The organism is Citrobacter sp. RHBSTW-00017 (assembly GCF_013797615.1).
Taxonomy (GTDB): Bacteria; Pseudomonadota; Gammaproteobacteria; order Enterobacterales; family Enterobacteriaceae; genus Citrobacter; species Citrobacter braakii.
Window position 1 is genome coordinate 1,529,738 of record NZ_CP056899.1, and the last position, 20,837, is coordinate 1,550,574.

The window sequence follows — 20,837 nt, forward strand, 5'->3', positions numbered from 1 at the left end:
CGGCGATGAAACGTATTGCGTTTGTCGGTACGGTGGGGGCGGGGAAAACAACGCTCTTTAATGCGCTACAGGGAAATTATTCCCTCGCCAGAAAAACACAGGCCGTGGAGTTTAATGAAAATGGCGATATCGACACGCCAGGAGAATATTTTAGCCATCCGCGCTGGTATCACGCCTTAATTACCACGCTGCAGGATGTTGATACGTTGATTTATATACACGCGGCAAATGATAAAGAAAGTCGCTTACCTGCCGGGCTGTTGGATATCGGCGCCAGTAAACGACAAATCGCCGTTATCAGCAAAACGGACATGCCGGATGCCGACGTCGCCGCAACGCGACAACTACTTCGCGGGATAGGGTTCCAGGAGCCGATTTTCGAACTCAACAGCCATGACCCGCGCAGCGTGCAGCACCTGGTGGATTATCTGACTGAGCTCAGCCAAAAGGAGGAAAGGGCAGGTGAAAAAACTCATCACAGCTAACGATATTCGTGCGGCCCACGCACGCGGCGAACAGGAAATGTCGGTTGTTCTGCGCGCCAGCATCATCACCCCGGAGGCGCGCGAAGTTGCGGAGCTGCTGGGCGTCACCATCAGTGAATGCGATGAATCCGCGCCAACCGTCGCTGCTGCTGCACCGGCTGCGGTGGATGATGGCAAAACGGAAAGCCAGCGCATTCGCGAAACCATCATTGCGCAGTTACCGGAAGGGCAGTTTACCGAAAGCCTGGTCGCCCAACTGATGGACAAAGTCATGAAGGAGAAACAGTCGCTGGAGCAGGGCGGAATGCAGCCGAGCTTTAACTCGGTGACCGGCAAAGGCGGCGTCAAAGTCATCGACGGCAGCAGCGTGAAGTTTGGTCGTTTTGACGGCGCACAACCGCACTGCGTGGGTTTAACCGATCTGGTGACCGACCAGGACGGTAGCAGTATGGCCGCCGGGTTCATGCAGTGGGATAACGCTTTTTTCCCATGGACGCTGAACTACGACGAAATCGACATGATTCTGGAAGGCGAGCTGCACGTTCGCCACGAAGGCGAAACCATGATTGCTAAAGCCGGGGACGTGATGTTTATCCCGAAAGGCTCCAGCATCGAATTTGGTACGCCATCGACGGTGAAATTTCTGTATGTAGCCTGGCCTGCGAACTGGCAGTCCTGCTAAGGCGGATGTATGAAGGATTTCATTACCGAAGCATGGCTCAGAGCGAATCATACGCTCAGCGAAGGGGCTGAAATTCATCTCCCCGCTGATGCTCGCCTGACGCCATCTGCCCGGGAATTACTGGAAAGCCGACATCTGCGCATTAAGTTTATCGACGAGCAGGGCAGCCTGTTTATTGATGACGAAGAACAGCAGCCGCAGCCGGTGCATGGTTTAACCAGCAGCGATACGCATCCACAGGCCAGTTGCGAACTGTGTCATCAACCGGTGGTGAAGAAAGCAGACACGCTGACGCATCTGACAGCGGACAAGATGGTCGCTAAAAGTGACCCGCGCCTGGGATTTCGCGCCGCGCTGGACAGCACCATCGCCCTGGCCGTGTGGTTGCAAATAGAGCTGGCGGAACCGTGGCAGCCGTGGCTGGCGGATATCCGTTCGCGTCTGGGCAACATTATGCGCGCCGACGCTATCGACGAGCCGCTGGCAGCACAAGCTATCGTCGGGTTAAGCGACGAAGATTTACACCGGCTTTCGCATCAGCCGCTGCGCTATCTGGACCACGACCATCTGGTGCCTGAAGCCAGTCATGGCCGTGATTGCGCGTTGCTTAATCTGCTGCGTACCAAAGTCCGTGAAACGGAGACGGTGGCGGCCCAGGTATTCATCACCCGTAGTTTTGACGTGATGCGACCGGACATCATGCAGGCGCTCAATCGCCTTTCCAGTACGGTCTACGTGATGATGATTCTGAGCGTAGCGAAGCATCCACTGACGGTTAGCCAAATTCAACAGCGACTGGGGGAGAAGCAATGATCATTGAACGTGCTCGTCAACTCGCCCAGCGCTCACCTGCACGGGTGGTGTTCCCGGATGCGCTGGATGTTCGGGTGTTGAAAGCGGCAAATTACCTGCATCAGCACGGTCTGGCACATCCTGTTCTCGTCGCCAGTCCGTTTGCGCTGCGCCAGTTTGCCTTCAGCCATCGGGTGGCGATGGATGGCATTCAGGTTATCGACCCGCAAAGCAACCAGTCCATGCGTGAAGAGTTTGCGCTGCGCTGGCTGGCCCGCGCGGGAGATAAAACGCCTGCAGATGCGCTGGAAAAACTCAACGATCCGCTGATGTTCGCCGCCGCCATGGTTAGCGCGGGTAAAGCTGACGTCTGTATTGCGGGCAATTTGTCGTCGACAGCAAACGTGCTGCGCGCTGGGTTACGCATTATTGGGTTACAGCCAGGCTGTAAAACGCTGTCGTCAATTTTCCTGATGCTGCCGCAGTACCTCGGGCCGGCATTAGGGTTTGCCGATTGCAGCGTCGTGCCGCAGCCCACAGCCGCACAGCTGGCGGATATTGCGATTGCCAGCGCGCAGACATGGCAGGCGATCACCGGTGAAGAACCGCGTGTGGCCATGCTGTCGTTTTCAAGTCAAGGCAGTGCTCGTCATCCTAACGTCGCTAACGTGCAGCAGGCTACGGAGATCGTTCGTGAGCGTGCCCCGCAGCTTACCGTGGATGGGGAACTGCAATTTGATGCCGCCTTTGTTCCGGATGTCGCCGCGCAAAAAGCGCCCGCCAGTCCGTTAAAGGGCAATGCCAATGTGATGGTCTTCCCATCGCTGGAGGCAGGCAATATTGGCTACAAAATCGCCCAGCGTCTGGGAGGGTATCGTGCCGTAGGTCCGTTGATCCAAGGGCTTGCCGCACCGCTTCATGACCTCTCTCGCGGCTGTAGCGTACAGGAAATTATCGAACTGGCGTTGGTGGCAGCAGTGCCGCGTCAGACTGACATGAGTCGTGAAAACGCCTCACACACACTGGTTGTTTAGGTCCCGTTCTGGACCCCTTATGAGAGGAAAACACAATGGAAGCATTAGGAATGATTGAAACCCGGGGCCTGGTTGCACTGATTGAGGCTTCTGACGCAATGGTTAAAGCGGCACGCGTGAAACTGGTCGGCGTGAAGCAGATCGGCGGCGGTCTGGTTACTGCAATGGTCCGTGGCGACGTAGCGGCATGTAAAGCCGCAACGGATGCTGGTGCTGCTGCTGCACAGCGTATTGGTGAGCTGGTTTCCGTACACGTAATCCCGCGTCCGCATGGCGATCTGGAAGAAGTGTTCCCGATCAGCTTTAAAGGCGACAGCAACGACATGTAAGTCGTCCATGTGACGCCACAGACTTCATTGCTGGCGTCACCCTCTCTCCTTTTCACATTACCTTCTGCGGAGGGTAGGGGGAGGTTTTACCTGAAATATGCCACGGAGGCGCGTATGAAACTGGCAATCGTCACAGGACAAATTGTTTGTACCGTACGCCATCAGGGGCTCGCGCACGACAAGTTGCTGATGGTGGAAATGATTGATGCCTGCGGAAATCCCGACGGGCAATGTGCTGTTGCTATCGACAGCATTGGGGCGGGAACCGGAGAGTGGGTGCTGCTGGTCAGCGGAAGCTCAGCCCGTCAGGCGCACCGTAACGAATCATCACCTGTCGATCTGTGCGTGATTGGCATTGTTGATGAAGTGGTGGCAGGTGGTCAGGTGATCTTCCATAAATAAGGCAGAAAATCATGAATCAACAGGATATTGAACAGGTCGTGAAAGCGGTGCTGCTGAAAATGAAAGACAGCAGCCAACCCGTCAGTGCCGTTCAAGAAATGGGCGTTTTTGCCTCCCTGGATGACGCAGTGGCGGCAGCAAAACTGGCCCAGCAAGGGCTGAAAAGCGTTGCCATGCGCCAACTGGCTATCACGGCTCTACGTGAGGCGGGCGAAAAACATGCCCGAGAATTAGCGGAACTTGCCGTCACAGAAACCGGCATGGGACGCGTTGAAGATAAATTTGCCAAAAACGTGGCGCAGGCACGCGCCACGCCGGGCGTGGAATGCCTGTCTCCACAGGTTCTGACCGGTGATAACGGCCTGACGCTGATTGAAAACGCGCCGTGGGGCGTGGTGGCCTCGGTGACACCGTCCACCAACCCGGCTGCGACCGTTATTAACAACGCCATCAGCCTGATTGCGGCTGGCAACAGCGTGGTCTTCGCACCGCATCCGGCTGCCAAGGGCGTGTCTCAGCGCGCTATCACTCTGCTTAACCAGGCGGTAGTTGCTGCAGGCGGACCGGCAAACCTGCTGGTTACCGTGGCCAATCCGGATATCGAAACCGCCCAGCGTCTGTTTAAGTACCCAGGCATCGGCCTGCTGGTGGTGACCGGCGGTGAAGCCGTAGTGGATGCCGCGCGTAAGCACACCAACAAACGTCTGATTGCCGCCGGTGCGGGAAATCCGCCGGTGGTGGTTGATGAAACGGCTGATCTGGCACGTGCTGCGCAGTCGATCGTCAAAGGCGCTTCGTTTGACAACAACATTATCTGCGCCGACGAAAAAGTGCTGATCGTGGTCGATAGCGTCGCTGATGAGCTGATGCGTCTGATGGAAAGCCAGCATGCAGTCAAGCTGACCACGGCTCAGGCCGAACAGCTGCAACCGGTGCTGCTGAAAAATGTCGATGAACGCGGTAAAGGCACGGTCAGTCGTGACTGGGTAGGCCGCGACGCAGGAAAAATCGCTGCGGCGATTGGTCTGAACGTACCGGAGCAAACCCGGCTGTTATTCGTCGAAACCTCTGCGACTCACCCGTTTGCCGTAACCGAACTGATGATGCCGGTTCTGCCGGTCGTGCGGGTCGCCAACGTCGATGAGGCCATTGAACTGGCGGTCAAGCTTGAAGGCGGCTGTCACCATACGGCGGCGATGCACTCGCGCAATATCGACAACATGAACCGCATGGCAAACGCCATTGATACCAGCATTTTCGTTAAGAACGGACCGTGCATTGCCGGTCTTGGACTCGGCGGCGAAGGCTGGACCACGATGACCATTACCACGCCAACCGGGGAAGGGGTGACCAGCGCACGCACGTTTGTGCGTCTGCGTCGCTGTGTGTTGGTGGATGCCTTCAGAATTGTATAAGGAGTGAACGACATGGCGCACGACGAACAACGTTGGCTGACACCCAGATTGCTAAAAGCGGCAACGCTATGTAACCAGACGCCCGTAAAGAGCGATTCACCGCTGTGGCTGGGCGTGGATTTGGGGACGTGTGATGTGGTGTCGATGGTTGTCGACAGTGACGGACAGCCGGTTGCAGTTTGCCTGGACTGGGCCGACGTCGTGCGCGATGGCATCGTCTGGGATTTCTTCGGTGCGGTGACCATCGTTCGTCGCCATCTCGATACGCTCGAACAACAGTTGGGTTGCCGCTTTACCCACGCGGCAACCTCGTTTCCACCGGGAACTGACCCACGGATCTCGATCAACGTGCTGGAATCTGCCGGGCTTGAAGTCAGTCATGTGCTCGACGAACCGACCGCGGTGGCGGACCTGTTGCAGCTTGATAACGCTGGCGTGGTGGATATCGGTGGCGGTACCACCGGGATTGCGATTGTGAAGCGAGGCAAGGTGACTTACTCCGCCGATGAAGCGACCGGCGGGCACCACATTTCTCTGACGCTTGCCGGGAACCGTCGCATCCAGTTGGAAGAGGCGGAGCAGTTCAAACGCAGCAACGGTAAAGAAATCTGGCCGGTGGTTAAGCCGGTCTACGAAAAAATGGCGGAAATTGTGGCTCACCATATTGCCGGACAGGGCGTGGCTGATTTATGGCTGGCCGGTGGTTCCTGTATGCAGCCGGGCGTTGATGAACTGTTTCGTAAGCGTTTCCCGGAACTGCAGGTGCATTTACCCCAGCACAGCCTGTTTATGACCCCGCTGGCGATTGCAAATAGCGGAAAAGAAAAAGCGGAAGGAATCTATGCAAGCTGAATTGCAGACCGCGCTCTTTCAGGCATTCGATACCCTGAATCTGCAACGCGTAAAAACGTTTAGCGTTCCACCGGTTACGTTGTGTGGACTGGGAGCGCTCAGTACCTGCGGACAGGAAGCACAAACGCGCGGCCTGACGCATATGTTCGTCATGGTCGACAGTTTCCTGCACCAGGCGGGGATGACCGCCGCACTGGAACGCAGCCTGGCGATGAAAGGTGTGGCGATGACGCTGTGGCCATGTCCGGTGGGCGAACCGTGCATTACGGACGTCTGCGCGGCGGTCGCGCAACTGCGTGAATCGAAGTGCGATGGCGTAGTGGCCTTTGGTGGCGGTTCCGTATTGGATGCCGCAAAGGCTGTGGCGTTGCTGGTGACCAATCCCACCCAGACGCTGGCAGACATGGACGAGAGCAGCGCGTTACGCCCGCGTCTGCCGCTGATTGCCGTACCGACTACCGCCGGAACGGGTTCAGAAACCACTAATGTCACGGTGATTATCGACGCCGCGACCGGGCTTAAAAAAGTGCTGGCCCACGCAACCCTGATGCCGGATGTGGCGATTCTTGACGCCGCGCTGACGGAAGGTGTGCCCGCACACGTAACGGCGATGACCGGGATCGATGCGCTGACGCACGCCGTTGAAGCGTATAGCGCTCTGAACGCGACGCCGTTTACCGACAGTCTGGCGATTGGCGCGATTGCGATGATAGGTAAATCGCTGCCGAAGGCCGTTGGCTATGGTCAGGATCTGGCGGCGCGAGAAAGCATGCTACTGGCTTCCTGTATGGCCGGGATGGCGTTTTCCAGCGCGGGGCTGGGCCTGTGTCACGCGATGGCGCACCAGCCGGGTGCGACGCTGCACATTCCACATGGACAGGCTAACGCCATGCTGCTGCCCACAGTAATGGGTTTCAACCGCATGGTGTGTCGTGAGCGTTTCAGCCATATCGGACGGGCGTTAACCAACAAGAAGTCGGACGATCGCGATGCCATCAACGCCGTCAGCGAGCTGATTAGCGAAGTGGGCCAGACCAAACGACTCTCTGACGTTGGGGCAAAGCCCGAGCATTACAGCGCATGGGCTCACGCCGCGCTGGAGGATATTTGTATTCGCAGTAACCCACGCACCGCCACGCAGGCCGACATTATCGCGTTGTATGCGGCGGCACAATAAATACACATATGACAGGGAGTGAAGGTTATGGGAATTAACGAAATCATCATGTACATCATGATGTTCTTTATGCTGATTGCCGCCGTGGACAGGATCCTGTCGCAGTTCGGCGGTTCGGCACGCTTCCTCGGTAAATTCGGGAAGAGTATTGAGGGATCGGGCGGCCAGTTTGAAGAAGGTTTTATGGCGATGGGCGCACTGGGTCTGGCGATGGTCGGTATGACCGCGCTGGCACCGGTACTGGCGCATGTGCTCGGGCCGGTGATTATTCCACTGTACGAAATGTTGGGCGCGAACCCGTCGATGTTTGCCGGAACGCTGCTGGCGTGCGATATGGGCGGCTTCTTCCTGGCGAAAGAACTGGCGGGCGGCGACGTTGCGGCGTGGCTGTACTCTGGCCTGATCCTCGGGGCGATGATGGGGCCGACGCTGGTCTTCTCTATTCCGGTTGCGCTGGGGATTATTGAGCCGTCCGACCGTCGTTATCTGGCGCTGGGCGTGCTGGCTGGGATCGTCACCATTCCGATTGGCTGTATTGCGGGTGGTTTGATCGCGATGTACTCCGGTGTCGAAATCAACGGACAGCCGGTGGAGTTCACCTTCGCGCTGATCCTGATGAACATGATCCCGGTGCTGATCGTTGCCGTGCTGGTGGCGCTGGGACTGAAATTCATCCCGGAAAAAATGATCAACGGCTTCCAGATCTTCGCGAAATTCCTGGTGGCGCTGATCACCATCGGTCTGGCGGCAGCGGTGATCAAATTCCTGCTCGGCTGGGAACTGATTCCGGGTCTTGATCCTATCTTCATGGCACCGGGTGACAAGCCGGGTGAAGTGATGCGCGCCATCGAAGTTATCGGTTCTATCTCCTGCGTGCTGCTGGGTGCGTACCCAATGGTACTGCTGCTGACCCGCTGGTTTGAAAAGCCGCTGATGAGCGTCGGTAACCTGTTAAAAATCAATAACATCGCGGCTGCTGGCATGGTGGCGACGCTGGCGAACAACATCCCAATGTTCGGCATGATGAAGAATATGGATACCCGCGGCAAAGTGATCAACTGCGCTTTTGCGGTCTCCGCAGCCTTCGCTCTGGGTGACCACTTAGGTTTCGCCGCGGCCAACATGAACGCGATGATCTTCCCAATGATTGTCGGCAAGCTGATTGGCGGCGTGACGGCGATTGGTGTGGCTATGCTGTTGGTACCGAAAGACGAAGATGTTCCGGCACCAGCAGAAACCAACCCGGAGGCGCAATCGTGAATACTCGCCAGCTACTCAGCGTCGGTATCGATATCGGCACCACCACCACTCAGGTCATCTTCTCGCGCCTTGAGCTGGTCAACCGTGCGGCAGTGTCGCAGGTGCCGCGTTACGAATTCATCAAACGCGAAATTAGCTGGCAAAGCCCGGTGTTCTTTACCCCCGTTGATAAGCAGGGCGGGTTGAAAGAGGCCGAACTTAAGGCGCTGATCCTCGCCCAGTATCAGGCGGCGGGAATTGCGCCTGAGACCGTCGATTCCGGCGCGATCATCATTACCGGAGAAAGTGCCAAAACCCGCAACGCGCGACCTGCGGTGATGACGCTCTCTCAGTCGCTGGGGGACTTCGTGGTAGCCAGCGCCGGTCCGCATCTGGAATCAGTGATTGCCGGTCACGGCGCAGGGGCTCAAACCCTGTCAGAGCAGAAGTTGTGCCGCGTACTGAATATCGACATCGGTGGCGGGACGTCGAACTACGTCCTGTTCGATGCCGGAAAAGTCAGCGGTTCGGCCTGCCTGAACGTCGGCGGACGACTGCTGGAAACGGACGGTCAGGGGCGGGTGGTGCATGCGCATCAGCCAGGACAGATGATTGTTGATGACGTATTTGGCCCTGGCACCGACGCCCGAACCCTTAATGCGGCGCAGCTTGTTCAGGTGGCTCGACGGATGGCGGCGCTGATCGTTGAGGTGATTGACGGCACGCTGTCACCGCTGGCGCAGGCGCTGATGCAAACCGGTCTGTTGCCGACGGGTGTGAAGCCGGAAGTGATTACGTTGTCCGGCGGGGTGGGCGAGTGCTACCGCAACCAGCCTGCCGATCCATTCTGTTTTTCCGATATTGGGCCGCTGTTAGCGACGGCGCTGCATGAACATCCACGCCTGCGTGAGATGAACGTGCAGTTCCCGGCGCAAACCGTGCGCGCCACGGTGATTGGCGCCGGTGCGCATACGCTGTCGCTTTCGGGCAGCACCATCTGGCTGGAAGGTGTGGCGCTTCCGCTGCGCAATCTGCCGGTGGCGATTCCGGTTGATGAGGCTGATTTGGTGGCCGCCTGGCAACAAGCGCTGATGCAGCTCGATCTGGACCCGCAAACAGACGCTTACGTGCTGGCGCTACCCGGTTCGCTGCCGGTGCGCTACGCCGCGCTGTTAACGGTTATTGATGCGCTACTGGCCTTTGTCGCGCGCCATCCGAATCCGCATCCCCTGCTGGTGGTAGCCGAGCAGGATTTTGGTAAAGCCCTGGGCATGCTGTTACGCCCACAGTTACAGCAACACCCGCTGGCAGTCATCGATGAGGTGGTTGTCCGGGCGGGGGACTATATCGACATTGGTACGCCTCTTTTTGGCGGATCGGTTGTGCCGGTGACGGTGAAATCACTCGCATTTCCTTCCTGAGGGAACGACTTATGAAACTAAAGACCACATTGTTCGGCAATGTTTATCAGTTTAAGGATGTTAAAGAGGTGCTGGCAAAAGCCAACGAACTGCGTTCGGGGGATGTGCTGGCAGGGGTAGCTGCAACCAGTTCGCAAGAGCGAGTGGCGGCCAAACAGGTGCTGTCGGAAATGACGGTAGCGGATATCCGCAACAACCCGGTGATTTCCTATGAAGAGGACTGCGTGACGCGTCTGATTCAGGACGACGTCAACGAAACGGCCTATAACCGCATCAAAAACTGGAGTATCAGCGAGCTGCGCGAGTACGTGCTGAGCGATGAAACCTCCGTTGATGACATTGCGTTTACGCGCAAAGGATTAACGTCGGAAGTGGTCGCAGCGGTAGCAAAAATCTGCTCTAACGCGGACCTGATCTACGGCGGTAAGAAAATGCCGGTGATCAAAAAGGCCAACACCACCATTGGTCTGCCGGGCACCTTCAGCTGTCGTTTACAGCCGAACGACACCCGTGATGACGTGCAGAGTATTGCGGCACAAATCTACGAAGGGCTGTCCTTCGGGGCGGGCGATGCGGTGATTGGCGTTAACCCGGTAACAGATGACGTGGAAAACTTAAGCCGCGTACTTGATACCGTGTACGGCGTCATCGACAAATTCAATATCCCGACCCAGGGCTGCGTCCTGGCGCACGTTACTACCCAGATCGAAGCCATTCGTCGCGGCGCGCCGGGCGGGCTGATTTTCCAGAGTATCTGCGGCAGCGAGAAAGGCTTAAAAGAGTTTGGCGTTGAGCTGGCCATGCTGGATGAAGCGCGTGCAGTGGGCGCTGAGTTTAACCGTATCGCCGGGGAAAACTGCCTGTACTTCGAAACCGGACAAGGGTCTGCGCTTTCTGCTGGCGCTAACTTCGGCGCCGATCAGGTGACGATGGAAGCACGTAACTACGGTCTGGCGCGTCACTACGATCCGTTCCTGGTGAACACCGTTGTCGGCTTTATCGGGCCGGAGTATCTCTACAACGACCGTCAGATTATTCGCGCGGGTCTGGAAGATCACTTTATGGGCAAGCTGAGCGGCATCTCAATGGGCTGCGACTGCTGCTATACCAACCATGCTGATGCTGACCAGAACCTCAACGAAAACCTGATGATTCTGCTCGCCACCGCTGGCTGCAACTACATCATGGGCATGCCGCTCGGTGACGACATCATGCTCAACTATCAGACCACCGCCTTCCACGACACCGCGACCGTGCGCCAGTTGCTGAACCTGCGTCCGTCGCCGGAGTTTGAACGCTGGCTGGAAACCATGGGCATTATGGCAAACGGTCGCCTGACCAAACGGGCGGGCGATCCGTCACTGTTCTTCTGATGACGCGGGGATGACACACGATGGATCAAAAACAGATTGAAGAAATTGTACGCAGCGTGATGGCGTCAATGGGTGAGTCGCAGCCGCAGGCGCAAGCGCCGGCAGTACAAGCGCAATGCAGCACCACCCAGTGCGCCGCGCCGACCGGTGAAAGCTGTGCGATGGATTTAGGCTCAGCCGAGGCTAAAGCGTGGATTGGCGTTGAGAATCCGCACCGCGCAGAGGTGTTGACTGAACTGCGTCGCAGCACTGCGGCGCGTGTATGTACCGGTCGAGCCGGTCCACGTCCGCGTACCCAGGCGCTGCTGCGCTTCCTGGCCGACCACTCGCGTTCGAAAGATACGGTATTGAAAGAAGTGCCGGAAGAGTGGGTAAAAGCCCAGGGGCTGCTGGAAGTGCGCTCGGAAATCAGTGACAAAAACCTGTATCTGACGCGTCCGGATCTGGGGCGTCGTCTGAGTGCGGAAGCCATTGAAGCGCTGAAATCACAGTGTGTAATGAACCCGGATGTGCAGGTGATTATCTCTGATGGCCTGTCTACGGACGCTATCACCGCTAACTACGAAGAGATCCTGCCGCCGCTGTTGTCTGGCTTAAAACAGGCCGGATTGAAGGTCGGGACGCCGTTCTTTGTTCGCTATGGTCGCGTGAAAATCGAAGATCAGATCGGCGAACTGCTGGGCGCGAAAGCGGTGATCCTGCTGGTTGGGGAACGTCCGGGCCTGGGCCAGTCGGAAAGCCTTTCTTGCTACGCCGTCTATTCGCCGCGTGTGGCGACGACCGTTGAAGCTGACCGTACCTGTATCTCGAACATTCACCAGGGCGGTACGCCACCGGTTGAAGCGGCGGCGGTCATTGTGGATTTGGCCAAGCGCATGCTGGAGCAAAAAGCATCCGGCATCAATATGACCCGTTAAGGAGGCATCATGCCAGCATTAGATTTGATTAGACCTTCAGTCACCGCAATGCGCGTGATTGCCTCGGTAAATGACGGTTTTGCCCGTGAACTTAAATTACCGCCACATATACGTAGCCTCGGACTCATCACAGCAGATTCTGATGACGTGGCGTATATTGCCGCAGACGAAGCGACAAAACAGGCAATGGTGGAAGTGGTTTATGGCCGCTCGCTGTATGCCGGCGCGGCGCACAGTCCCTCTCCAACTTCGGGTGAAGTGCTGATTATGCTCGGTGGACCCAACCCGGCAGAAGTTCGTGCAGGTCTGGACGCGATGGTAGCCAATATTGAAAGCGGCGCGGCGTTTCAGTGGGCGAATGACGCAGAAGATACCGCCTTCCTGGCGCATGTGGTTTCGCGTACCGGTTCGTATCTCTCGGCGACCGCAGGATGCCGGCTTGGCGATCCGATGGCGTATCTGGTGGCACCGCCGCTGGAAGCGACATTTGGTATTGATGCTGCGCTGAAATCGGCTGATGTACAACTGGTGACCTACGTTCCGCCGCCGTCAGAAACCAACTATTCGGCTGCGTTTATGACCGGTAGCCAGGCCGCTTGTAAAGCTGCATGTAACGCCTTTGCCGATGCCGTTCTGGATATTGCTCGTAACCCAATCCAGCGCGCGTAAGAGAGGTTGTGATGATCAATGCACTGGGATTACTGGAAGTGGATGGCATGGTCGCTGCCGTGGATGCGGCGGATGCCATGCTGAAAGCCGCGAACGTGCGCCTGCTTAGCCACGAAGTGCTCGATCCTGGCCGGTTGACGCTGGTGGTGGAAGGCGATCTGGCGGCGTGCCGCGCAGCGCTGGATGCCGGCAGCGCCGCTGCTGCGCGTACAGGCCGTGTTATCAGCCGTAAGGAAATCGGCCGACCGGACGATGATACCCAGTGGCTGATCGGCGGTTTTAAGCGCCAGCCGAAGAAACCAGAACAGAAGCCAGAAGTGAAAACAGATGTAAAAACGCAGAAGACGCAGGACGCCCCGTTGACGCCTGAATCCTCTGATCAACTTCTGACGCTGTTGGCATCGGTCCGTCAAGGAATGACGGCAGGGGAAGTGGCTGCCCAATTTGGCTGGTCACTTGATGAAGCCAGAAAGGCGCTGGAACAGCTCTTTTCTGACGGAGCGTTGCGTAAACGCAGTAGTCGCTATCGCTTAAAAAATTAACCTGTCGGAGGGCCGGGGGCTTCGTTGAAGCTTCCGGCTTAAAAGATCATGAAAAAGAACCGTACTGCAAACCTGCACCATCTTTATCATGAAGCATTACCCGAAGACGTTAAACTTACGCCGAAAGTGGAGGTGGACAACGTTCACCAGCGGCGAACAACGGATGTGTATGAGCATGCGCTGACGATTACCGCATGGCAGCAGATCTACGACCAGTTACATCCGGGAAAATTTCATGGCGAGTTCACGGAAATCCTGCTCGATGATATTCAGGTGTTCCGTGAATACACCGGACTGGCGTTACGTCAGTCGTGTCTTGTCTGGCCGAACTCTTTCTGGTTTGGTATTCCGGCCACGCGCGGCGAACAGGGATTTATTGGCACCCAGTGTCTGGGGAGCGCTGAAATTGCCACCCGCCCTGGCGGGACAGAGTTTGAACTGAGTACGCCGGATGATTACACCATTCTGGGTGTCGTCATTTCGGAAGAGGCGATTGCCCGTCAGGCCAACTTCCTGCATAACCCGGAAAGAGTGCTGCATATGCTGCGCAACCAGTCGGCGCTGGAAGTGAAAGAACAACACAAAGCCGCGCTATGGGGCTTTGTGCAGCAGGCGCTGGCGACGTTTAGCGAAAATCCGGAAAACCTCCATCAACCTGCGGTACGCAAAGTGCTGGGCGATAACCTGCTGCTGGCGATGGGCACTATGTTGGAAGAGGCGCAGCCGATTATCACGGCTGAGAGCATCAGCCATCAGAGCTATCGTCGCCTGCTGTCGCGTGCGCGGGAATATGTGCTGGAAAATATGTCAGAACCGCTGACCGTGCTCGATCTGTGTAATCAACTGCACGTCAGCCGCCGGACGTTGCAAAACGCCTTTCACGCGATCCTTGGTATCGGTCCGAATGCCTGGTTAAAACGCATTCGCCTGAACGCCGTACGTCGCGAGCTGATAAGCCCGTGGTCGCAGAGTACGACGGTGAAAGACGCCGCCATGCAGTGGGGGTTCTGGCATTTAGGGCAGTTTGCCACTGACTACCAGCAGCTGTTTGCGGAAAAACCTTCATTGACGCTGCATCAGCGCATGCGCCAGTGGGCATGATGCGATGAATGTGCCGGATGTGACGCAAATGCGTTTTATCCGGCCTGGGGGCTGGTATTGTCTGGGGTTACACCCAGTCGCGAACCTGAATAAACGCGCTAAGGGCGGCTTCCGGGCTGTTCGCTTCCGGCTGCCAGTCATACTCCCAGCGCACCAGCGGCGGCATCGACATCAGAATCGATTCCGTACGGCCGCCGGTCTGCAGACCGAATAACGTGCCGCGATCCCACACCAGGTTAAATTCCACATAGCGTCCGCGACGGTAAAGCTGAAAATTGCGTTCACGTTCGCCCCAGCTCATTGCTTTGCGGCGCTCAACGATGGGCAGATACGCTTCGGTATAGCCTTGACCTACCGCCTGCATAAAGGCGAAGCCGTGGTCGAAATCCGGCGTATTCAAATCATCGAAAAACAGCCCGCCAATGCCGCGCTGTTCGTTGCGATGCTTGAGGAAGAAGTAGTCATCGCACCACTTCTTGTAACGGGGATAAACGTCTTCGCCGAACGGCTGGCACAGAGCTCGCGCCGTGCGGTGCCAGTGAACCGCATCCTCATCAAAGCCGTAGTATGGCGTTAAGTCAAAGCCGCCGCCAAACCACCAGACCGGGTCAGTGCCCGGTTTTTCCGCGATAAAAAATCGCACGTTGGCATGACTGGTCGGAATGTAGGGATTCTGCGGATGTACCACCAGCGAGACGCCCATGGCCTCAAAGCTGCGTCCCGCAAGCTCCGGGCGATGGGCGGTAGCCGAGGCCGGCATTGCCTCGCCGTGAACGTGGGAGAAGTTGACACCCGCTTGCTCGAAAATACCGCCGTTACGCAGCACCCGGCTGCGCCCGCCGCCGCCTGCTTCACGTTGCCAGTTATCCTCAACAAACTCGGCGCCGTCTACGGCGGATAACTGCTGGCAAATATCATCTTGCAGGCTGAGCAGGAACTGTTTTACGCGCTGTGCATCGGGCTTCATGGTTAACGTTTCTTCGAGTGTGCTTTCTGGTTATCAAACCAGTGGAAATAGCTGATGATGCCATTGGCGATAGCGGTGGCGATTTTCTGGCGAAATGCCGCCGTACCCAGCAGACGTTCTTCTTCCGGGTTGGTAATGAACGAGGTTTCGACCAGTACCGACGGAATTGATGGTGATTTTAGCACCACGAAGGCGGCTTGTTCCGTGCTGCGACTGTGAAGACGATGTACCGGTTTGATCTTCTTGAGAATATGCGAGCCTAACGTCAGGCTGTTTTTAATGGTATCCGTTTGCACCAGATCGAACAGCACCTGCTGCAGCAAATGGTCTTTATCGGTGGTCTTCTTCCCGGCCACTTCATCGGCCCGGTTTTCACGATCGGACAGATACTTCGCCATGGCGCTACTGGCACCGCGATTGGACAACGCAAAGACCGACGCACCTGCAGCGCTCGGATTGGTAAAACCATCGGCGTGGATCGACATGAACAGGTCCGCGCCATGCTTATGTGCGATCTCGACGCGATCGTAAAGCGGAATAAATGTATCGCCGGAGCGCGTCAGGCGCGCATCAATCCCCTGGTTGCGTAGAATCGAGCGCACGTTTTTGGCAATCGCCAGTACCACGTGCTTTTCCTTCGACCCATTGCGACCAATTGCGCCGGTATCAATCCCTCCGTGACCCGGATCAAGGACAACAACGCGCTTAGCGCCGGCTTTTTTCGCTTTCGGTTTGCTGTGTCCATTGCTGGTCTTAAGCGCTTCTTCTTTAGCGATGGCTTGCGACATGCCTGACAGCGTTAGGGCGGCCAGCCCGGCTTTCAACACCTGGCGGCGCGATGTGAGTGTTTTTAGTGGTTTAAAAGTGCTCATACGGCCTGAGTTGTAAAAAAAGGTTCTAAACGTTATATCGTATCGCGTTGTCCGTTGCGACGGATCGGGATAAGAATTGTTTTACTTTTCATTTCAATACGTGACAATTCCGTATTATGCCATTTTTTCCGCCGCTTCGCGTCAGATATTGGCTAAATCAGCCGTTCGCGCCATAATCGCTTTTTAACGTCCTGAAAAGGTACCCAATACCATGGAAATACGCGTTTTTCGCCAGGAAGATTTCGAAGAGGTGATCACCCTCTGGGAGCGCTGTGATTTGCTGCGTCCATGGAACGATCCTGAAATGGACATTGAGCGTAAAGTCAATCATGACGTCAGCTTGTTCCTGGTCGCTGAAGTGAATGGCGAGGTGGTCGGTACGGTGATGGGCGGATATGACGGGCATCGCGGCTCGGCCTATTACCTGGGCGTACATCCTGAGTTTCGCGGTCGCGGCATTGCCAATGCGCTGCTCAACCGGCTGGAGAAAAAGCTCATTGCCCGCGGTTGTCCGAAGATTCAAATCATGGTGCGTGACGATAATGACGTCGTACAGGGTATGTATGAACGTCTGGGTTATGAACATGCGGATGTACTCAATCTGGGCAAGCGTTTGATCGAAGATGAAGAGTACTGAGTTTCATCCGGCCGACTATGACGCTCATGGGCGTCTGCGCCTGCCTTTTCTCTTCTGGTGCGTGCTGCTGCTGCAGGCGCGCACCTGGGTTCTGTTTGTGATTGCCGGTTCTTCCCGTGAGCAGGGCAACACGTTGCTGAATCTGTTTTATCCCGATCACGACGCTTTCTGGCTGGGTTTGCTTCCCGGCGTTCCCGCGGTATTAGCATTTTTACTCAGCGGGCGACGCTTTGCGTTTCCGGTGGTATGGCGCTGGCTGCGAGGATTACTGATCCTCGCTCAACTGGTGCTACTGTGTTGGCAGCCGGTGATGTGGCTGGCAGGCGATCCGGTCAACGGCGTCGGGCTGGCGCTGCTGGTGGCGGATGTCGTTGCGCTGATCTGGCTGTTAACTAATCAACGTCTGCGCGCCTGTTTTTCCCTCGAGAAAGAATAACGGCACTTTTTGGCGAAACCGGACTCCAAGCAACGTTGATAAATAAGGAAGGAAGTGAAATGAAATCACTGCGTTTGACTTTATGCGCGATGCCGCTGCTATTGACCGGGTGTTCAACGTTGTCATCGGTGAACTGGTCTGCCGCCAATCCGTGGAACTGGTTTGGTTCTTCAACGCAGGTCACTGAGCAGGGCGTCGGAGCGTTAACTGGCGCAACCCCGCTGGATGAAAAAACCATTGCTGATGCGCTGGACGGTGATTACCGCCTGCGTAGTGGGATGAAGACCGATAACGGTAATGTGGTGCGCTTTTATGAAGCGATGAAAGATGACAAGCTGGCGATGGTTATCAATGGCAATCAGGGAACGATTAGCCGTATTGATGTAGTCGACAGCGATATTCCCTCTTCTGCGGGTGTCGAAATCGGTACACCGTTTAGCGACCTTTACACTAAAGCCTTTGGTAATTGTCAGAAGGCGACTGGCGATGACAGCGCGGGCGTTGAATGCAAAGCTGAGGGAAGTCAACATATTAGCTACGTCTTTTCCGGTGAGTGGAGCGGGCCTGAGGGCTTAATGCCGTCTGACGATACGTTGAAAGCATGGAAAGTAAGCAAAATTATCTGGCGGCGTTAATTTGCGTCTGAACAAATCGGCTTGTTAAAAAAACAGGTAGAATAGCGCCCATCAATGCCACGATGTCGTGGCATCTTTTTTTCAGGAGGAACAATGTCTCAGGTTCAGAGTGGCATTTTGCCAGAACATTGCCGTGCGGCGATTTGGATTGAAGCCAATGTTAAAGGCGACGTTGAGGCTCTGCGTGGGGCCAGCAAAACCTTCGCCGATAAGCTGGCGACCTTTGAAGCGAAGTTCCCGGATGCGCATCTGGGCGCGGTTGTTGCTTTTGGCAACAACACCTGGCGTACACTGAGCGGCGGCGTTGGCGCAGAAGAGTTAAAAGACTTTATCCCTTACGGTAAAGGTCTTGCGCCAGCCACCCAGTATGATGTGCTGATTCATATTCTCTCTTTGCGTCATGACGTGAATTTCTCCGTTGCACAGGCGGCAATGGAAGCCTTTGGCGACTGTATTGAAGTCAAAGAAGAGATCCACGGTTTCCGTTGGGTTGAAGAGCGCGATCTCAGCGGCTTTGTTGACGGAACGGAAAACCCGGCAGGCGTTGAAACGCGCCGTGAAGTCGCGGTTATTAAAGATGGCGTGGATGCTGGTGGCAGCTATGTGTTTGTGCAGCGTTGGGAACATAACCTGAAGCAGCTTAACCGCATGAGCATTCATGACCAGGAAATGATGATTGGGCGTACCAAGGAAGCCAACGAAGAGATCGACGGTGATGACCGTCCGGTTACTTCTCACCTGAGCCGCGTCGATCTCAAAGAAGATGGTAAAGGACTGAAAATTGTGCGCCAGAGCCTGCCATACGGCACCGCCAGCGGTACGCACGGCCTCTATTTCTGTGCCTATTGCGCCCGTTTGCACAACATCGAGCAGCAACTGCTGAGCATGTTTGGCGACACTGACGGCAAGCGCGATGCGATGCTGCGTTTCACTAAACCGGTGACCGGCGGCTATTATTTCGCGCCATCGCTGGATCGTTTGCTGGCCCTGTAATTTTTTGATGCCAGATGGCGCTGATGCCGCCATCTGGCACAATATAGCTCTCCCCCGAATCACCCAACGTCCGCCATGCTGATGATGCACTCGCGTTGACGCTCATCCTGAAAAATCACCTCCCACTTTCATTATTATTTATCTGCCAGTTTCTCGGTTATGACAACGGTATTAAATGGAATTATTTAGAATTAATAAACTATTAATACCAATTTATTACTTTAAAAATTCTGAATATATTTGAATTAAATCATAATTTAAATGTGATGAAGATCAGGTTTTTTAATGCAATTTATGAAAACAAAATAAATAATAAGTGTAATTAATTTAGATATAAATTGATTTAATGTCTTCATTTGTTGACAATTAAAATGACTGTCTTGTAATCTGAAAATGACCGAAAAATAACGGAATTTATATTTAACCATTTTGCAACAAAGGGTCATTGGAGGTTTTATGTCTACAAAATTATGGGGTGGGCGTTTTGATATGCCTACAAATAAACTGGTCGAATCTTATAATGCGACAATTATGCTGGAACAACGTCTCTGCCCTTTTGATATTCAGGGGAGTATTGCTCACGCCACTATGTTGGGCCGTCAGGGGATTATCACGCAGGATGAAGCGAATGCGATTATTGGCGGGTTAAGGCAAGTTAATAAAGAGATTGAGGACGGGCAATTCGTTTTTGATACCGTTGATGAAGATATTCATATGGCGATAGAAAGACGTATGACAGAAATAATTGGTCCTGTTGGCGGGAAGCTACATACCGGCCGCAGTCGTAATGACCAGACGACTGTCGATTCGAAAATGCACATGAGATCGACTATTCGTGAAATTCAGCAGGATATCGTTCATCTACAAAAAGTTATTATCAGCAAGGCTGAAAATAACATTAATGCGATCATGCCTGGCTATACTCATTTACAGACCGGTCAGCCTATACTTCTGTCGCACTGGATAATGGCATATTATTGGATGTTACGCCGTGACTGGACTCGTTTTGCAGACCTTTATCAACGCATGGGGGAATGCCCTTTAGGTTCAGCAGCCCTTGCCGGTACTACTTTCCCCATTGATCGTGATTTCACGGCTAAAGAGCTTGGCTTTGACAAGCCGACTGAAAACAGTATTGATTCTGTCAGCGATCGTGACCATATGGTTGAATTCACTGCTGCCGCTGCTATGTGCTTTATGCATCTTACCCGTTTGTCAGAAGAACTGGTTTTATTCTCAAGTCAGGATTTTAAGTTTATTGAGCTTTCAGATGATTTCTGTACCGGTTCCAGCATCATGCCACAGAAGAAAAACCCCGACGTGGCTGAAAAAATGCGCGGCAAAGGGGGGCGTATGTACGGAAATCTAATGGCGATGTTGACCATTATGAAAGGTATCCCTCTGGCCTATAATACTGATATGAGTGAGGATAAAGAGCAGGTCTATGACTCTATGGATACCTTACAGACCAGTCTGAAAATTATGGCGCCGATGCTCGAAAAAATGGTTATTCTTTCAGATAATACTCGCAGCGCAGCGGCAAGAGGATTTTCAAACGCAACCGATATGGCTGACTACCTGGTTCGTAAAGGCATTCCTTTTAGAGAAGCTCACCATATTGTTGGCAGTGCTGTTAATTACTGTATAAAACATAGAAAAATGTTGGAAGAGCTTACTCTGGATGAATTCCACACATTTGATGATAAAATCGAAAATGATATTTATGAGAGTATATCTCTCGAAGCATGTATTAAATCAAGAATGTCTTATGGTGGCACAGGGACTGATGCTGTTAAAAAACAGATCGAAATTGCTAAATCATATTTAAACTAATCCCGGGTAATGGTGCCAACTTACTGATTTAGTG

The 20,837-nt window shown here is 54.8% G+C and carries 23 protein-coding genes; 21 read left to right on the forward strand and 2 right to left on the reverse strand.

Translation table 11 applies throughout. The features are described from left to right. Positions 1 to 5 precede the first annotated feature (5 nt). The 16 genes from eutP to eutR all read left to right on the forward strand — a co-directional run bounded on the left by eutP (position 6) and on the right by eutR (position 14,430). Positions 6 to 485: an ethanolamine utilization acetate kinase EutP gene (gene eutP / locus HV037_RS07335; RefSeq protein ID WP_016153958.1), complete on the forward strand. Its 480-nt coding sequence runs from the start codon at positions 6 to 8 to the stop codon at positions 483 to 485. Then, complete coding sequence (eutQ, locus tag HV037_RS07340) at positions 463 to 1,167, forward strand: ethanolamine utilization acetate kinase EutQ (RefSeq protein ID WP_049270083.1); 705 nt, start codon at positions 463 to 465, stop codon at positions 1,165 to 1,167. Before eutP ends, eutQ begins: the two co-directional genes overlap by 23 nt. A gap of 9 nt (positions 1,168 to 1,176) precedes the next feature. Further along, positions 1,177 to 1,980, forward strand: coding sequence for an ethanolamine utilization cob(I)yrinic acid a,c-diamide adenosyltransferase EutT (gene eutT, locus HV037_RS07345; RefSeq protein ID WP_049282277.1), 804 nt, complete (start codon positions 1,177 to 1,179; stop codon positions 1,978 to 1,980). Beyond that, positions 1,977 to 2,993: a phosphate acetyltransferase gene (pta, locus tag HV037_RS07350; protein ID WP_181500212.1), complete on the forward strand. Its 1,017-nt coding sequence runs from the start codon at positions 1,977 to 1,979 to the stop codon at positions 2,991 to 2,993. Before eutT ends, pta begins: the two co-directional genes overlap by 4 nt. A 35-nt stretch (positions 2,994 to 3,028) precedes the next feature. Continuing rightward, positions 3,029 to 3,322 carry an ethanolamine utilization microcompartment protein EutM gene (eutM, locus tag HV037_RS07355; protein ID WP_003835054.1) on the forward strand — a complete coding sequence of 98 codons (294 nt, stop codon included), beginning with the start codon at positions 3,029 to 3,031 and terminating at the stop codon, positions 3,320 to 3,322. A gap of 114 nt (positions 3,323 to 3,436) precedes the next feature. Beyond that, positions 3,437 to 3,724 carry an ethanolamine utilization microcompartment protein EutN gene (gene eutN, locus HV037_RS07360; protein ID WP_016153954.1) on the forward strand — a complete coding sequence of 96 codons (288 nt, stop codon included), beginning with the start codon at positions 3,437 to 3,439 and terminating at the stop codon, positions 3,722 to 3,724. A gap of 11 nt (positions 3,725 to 3,735) precedes the next feature. Beyond that, positions 3,736 to 5,139, forward strand: a complete 1,404-nt coding sequence (locus tag HV037_RS07365; RefSeq protein ID WP_016153953.1) for an aldehyde dehydrogenase family protein — start codon at positions 3,736 to 3,738, stop codon at positions 5,137 to 5,139. Positions 5,140 to 5,151: 12 nt separating this feature from the next. Then, entirely contained in the window at positions 5,152 to 5,991 is an 840-nt protein-coding gene (eutJ, locus tag HV037_RS07370; protein ID WP_065554055.1) for an ethanolamine utilization protein EutJ, read from the forward strand. Beyond that, positions 5,981 to 7,168 (forward strand): ethanolamine utilization ethanol dehydrogenase EutG, encoded by a 1,188-nt coding sequence (gene eutG / locus HV037_RS07375; RefSeq protein ID WP_016153951.1) that lies wholly within the window; start codon positions 5,981 to 5,983, stop codon positions 7,166 to 7,168. The genes eutJ and eutG overlap by 11 nt, the downstream gene beginning before the upstream one ends. Before the next feature lie 27 nt (positions 7,169 to 7,195). Continuing rightward, positions 7,196 to 8,428: an ethanolamine utilization protein EutH gene (eutH, locus tag HV037_RS07380; RefSeq protein ID WP_016153950.1), complete on the forward strand. Its 1,233-nt coding sequence runs from the start codon at positions 7,196 to 7,198 to the stop codon at positions 8,426 to 8,428. Further along, positions 8,425 to 9,828, forward strand: coding sequence for an ethanolamine ammonia-lyase reactivating factor EutA (gene eutA / locus HV037_RS07385; RefSeq protein WP_016153949.1), 1,404 nt, complete (start codon positions 8,425 to 8,427; stop codon positions 9,826 to 9,828). The genes eutH and eutA overlap by 4 nt, the downstream gene beginning before the upstream one ends. Positions 9,829 to 9,839: 11 nt before the next feature. Then, positions 9,840 to 11,201, forward strand: coding sequence for an ethanolamine ammonia-lyase subunit alpha (gene eutB / locus HV037_RS07390; protein WP_003038029.1), 1,362 nt, complete (start codon positions 9,840 to 9,842; stop codon positions 11,199 to 11,201). Between the two features lie 20 nt (positions 11,202 to 11,221). Next, on the forward strand, positions 11,222 to 12,118 hold the full coding sequence (gene eutC, locus HV037_RS07395; RefSeq protein ID WP_016153947.1) for an ethanolamine ammonia-lyase subunit EutC: 897 nt from the start codon (positions 11,222 to 11,224) through the stop codon (positions 12,116 to 12,118). Positions 12,119 to 12,127: 9 nt separating this feature from the next. After that, positions 12,128 to 12,787, forward strand: coding sequence for an ethanolamine utilization microcompartment protein EutL (gene eutL, locus HV037_RS07400; protein ID WP_016153946.1), 660 nt, complete (start codon positions 12,128 to 12,130; stop codon positions 12,785 to 12,787). 11 nt (positions 12,788 to 12,798) lie between these two features. Next, positions 12,799 to 13,329, forward strand: a complete 531-nt coding sequence (gene eutK, locus HV037_RS07405; RefSeq protein ID WP_103284098.1) for an ethanolamine utilization microcompartment protein EutK — start codon at positions 12,799 to 12,801, stop codon at positions 13,327 to 13,329. Positions 13,330 to 13,377: 48 nt separating this feature from the next. Beyond that, positions 13,378 to 14,430, forward strand: a complete 1,053-nt coding sequence (eutR, locus tag HV037_RS07410; RefSeq protein WP_016153944.1) for an HTH-type transcriptional regulator EutR — start codon at positions 13,378 to 13,380, stop codon at positions 14,428 to 14,430. 67 nt (positions 14,431 to 14,497) lie between these two features. Here the strand turns inward: eutR and hemF are convergent, their stop codons facing one another. Together hemF and amiA are read right to left on the reverse strand one after the other, a co-directional pair. Then, entirely contained in the window at positions 14,498 to 15,397 is a 900-nt protein-coding gene (gene hemF, locus HV037_RS07415) for an oxygen-dependent coproporphyrinogen oxidase (protein ID WP_103284097.1), read from the reverse strand. 2 nt (positions 15,398 to 15,399) lie between these two features. Then, positions 15,400 to 16,269: an N-acetylmuramoyl-L-alanine amidase AmiA gene (gene amiA / locus HV037_RS07420; RefSeq protein WP_016153942.1), complete on the reverse strand. Its 870-nt coding sequence runs from the start codon at positions 16,267 to 16,269 to the stop codon at positions 15,400 to 15,402. A gap of 211 nt (positions 16,270 to 16,480) precedes the next feature. On the opposite strand from amiA, the gene HV037_RS07425 reads away from it, so the two are divergent. The 5 genes from HV037_RS07425 (at position 16,481) to argH (ending at position 20,803) form a co-directional block, all read left to right on the forward strand. Next, positions 16,481 to 16,906 carry a GNAT family acetyltransferase gene (locus HV037_RS07425; RefSeq protein WP_003038048.1) on the forward strand — a complete coding sequence of 142 codons (426 nt, stop codon included), beginning with the start codon at positions 16,481 to 16,483 and terminating at the stop codon, positions 16,904 to 16,906. After that, a complete protein-coding gene (locus tag HV037_RS07430; RefSeq protein WP_016157098.1) occupies positions 16,893 to 17,342 on the forward strand; it encodes a DUF2919 domain-containing protein in 450 nt (149 codons plus the stop codon). The genes HV037_RS07425 and HV037_RS07430 overlap by 14 nt, the downstream gene beginning before the upstream one ends. A gap of 59 nt (positions 17,343 to 17,401) precedes the next feature. Further along, a complete protein-coding gene (locus tag HV037_RS07435) occupies positions 17,402 to 17,977 on the forward strand; it encodes an RpoE-regulated lipoprotein (RefSeq protein WP_016153940.1) in 576 nt (191 codons plus the stop codon). A gap of 93 nt (positions 17,978 to 18,070) precedes the next feature. Beyond that, a complete protein-coding gene (gene yfeX, locus HV037_RS07440; RefSeq protein ID WP_016153939.1) occupies positions 18,071 to 18,970 on the forward strand; it encodes a porphyrinogen peroxidase in 900 nt (299 codons plus the stop codon). Positions 18,971 to 19,426: 456 nt separating this feature from the next. Next, positions 19,427 to 20,803, forward strand: a complete 1,377-nt coding sequence (gene argH / locus HV037_RS07445) for an argininosuccinate lyase (protein WP_047416385.1) — start codon at positions 19,427 to 19,429, stop codon at positions 20,801 to 20,803. The last annotated feature ends 34 nt before the right edge of the window (positions 20,804 to 20,837 follow it).

Bases quoted from the DNA above. Each gene is read 5' to 3' on its own strand.
- argH (WP_047416385.1), top strand. From the start codon at position 19,427: ATGTCTACAAAATTATGGGGTGGGCGTTTTGATATGCCTACAAATAAA.
- HV037_RS07425 (WP_003038048.1), top strand. From the start codon at position 16,481: ATGGAAATACGCGTTTTTCGCCAGGAAGATTTCGAAGAGGTGATCACC.
- amiA (WP_016153942.1), bottom strand. From the start codon at position 16,269: ATGAGCACTTTTAAACCACTAAAAACACTCACATCGCGCCGCCAGGTG.
- eutR (WP_016153944.1), top strand. From the start codon at position 13,378: ATGAAAAAGAACCGTACTGCAAACCTGCACCATCTTTATCATGAAGCA.
- eutC (WP_016153947.1), top strand. From the start codon at position 11,222: ATGGATCAAAAACAGATTGAAGAAATTGTACGCAGCGTGATGGCGTCA.
- HV037_RS07430 (WP_016157098.1), top strand. From the start codon at position 16,893: ATGAAGAGTACTGAGTTTCATCCGGCCGACTATGACGCTCATGGGCGT.
- eutL (WP_016153946.1), top strand. From the start codon at position 12,128: ATGCCAGCATTAGATTTGATTAGACCTTCAGTCACCGCAATGCGCGTG.
- HV037_RS07365 (WP_016153953.1), top strand. From the start codon at position 3,736: ATGAATCAACAGGATATTGAACAGGTCGTGAAAGCGGTGCTGCTGAAA.
- pta (WP_181500212.1), top strand. From the start codon at position 1,977: ATGATCATTGAACGTGCTCGTCAACTCGCCCAGCGCTCACCTGCACGG.
- eutK (WP_103284098.1), top strand. From the start codon at position 12,799: ATGATCAATGCACTGGGATTACTGGAAGTGGATGGCATGGTCGCTGCC.
- eutT (WP_049282277.1), top strand. From the start codon at position 1,177: ATGAAGGATTTCATTACCGAAGCATGGCTCAGAGCGAATCATACGCTC.
- eutG (WP_016153951.1), top strand. From the start codon at position 5,981: ATGCAAGCTGAATTGCAGACCGCGCTCTTTCAGGCATTCGATACCCTG.
- eutN (WP_016153954.1), top strand. From the start codon at position 3,437: ATGAAACTGGCAATCGTCACAGGACAAATTGTTTGTACCGTACGCCAT.
- eutP (WP_016153958.1), top strand. From the start codon at position 6: ATGAAACGTATTGCGTTTGTCGGTACGGTGGGGGCGGGGAAAACAACG.
- eutH (WP_016153950.1), top strand. From the start codon at position 7,196: ATGGGAATTAACGAAATCATCATGTACATCATGATGTTCTTTATGCTG.
- eutB (WP_003038029.1), top strand. From the start codon at position 9,840: ATGAAACTAAAGACCACATTGTTCGGCAATGTTTATCAGTTTAAGGAT.
- eutM (WP_003835054.1), top strand. From the start codon at position 3,029: ATGGAAGCATTAGGAATGATTGAAACCCGGGGCCTGGTTGCACTGATT.
- hemF (WP_103284097.1), bottom strand. From the start codon at position 15,397: ATGAAGCCCGATGCACAGCGCGTAAAACAGTTCCTGCTCAGCCTGCAA.
- HV037_RS07435 (WP_016153940.1), top strand. From the start codon at position 17,402: ATGAAATCACTGCGTTTGACTTTATGCGCGATGCCGCTGCTATTGACC.
- yfeX (WP_016153939.1), top strand. From the start codon at position 18,071: ATGTCTCAGGTTCAGAGTGGCATTTTGCCAGAACATTGCCGTGCGGCG.
- eutJ (WP_065554055.1), top strand. From the start codon at position 5,152: ATGGCGCACGACGAACAACGTTGGCTGACACCCAGATTGCTAAAAGCG.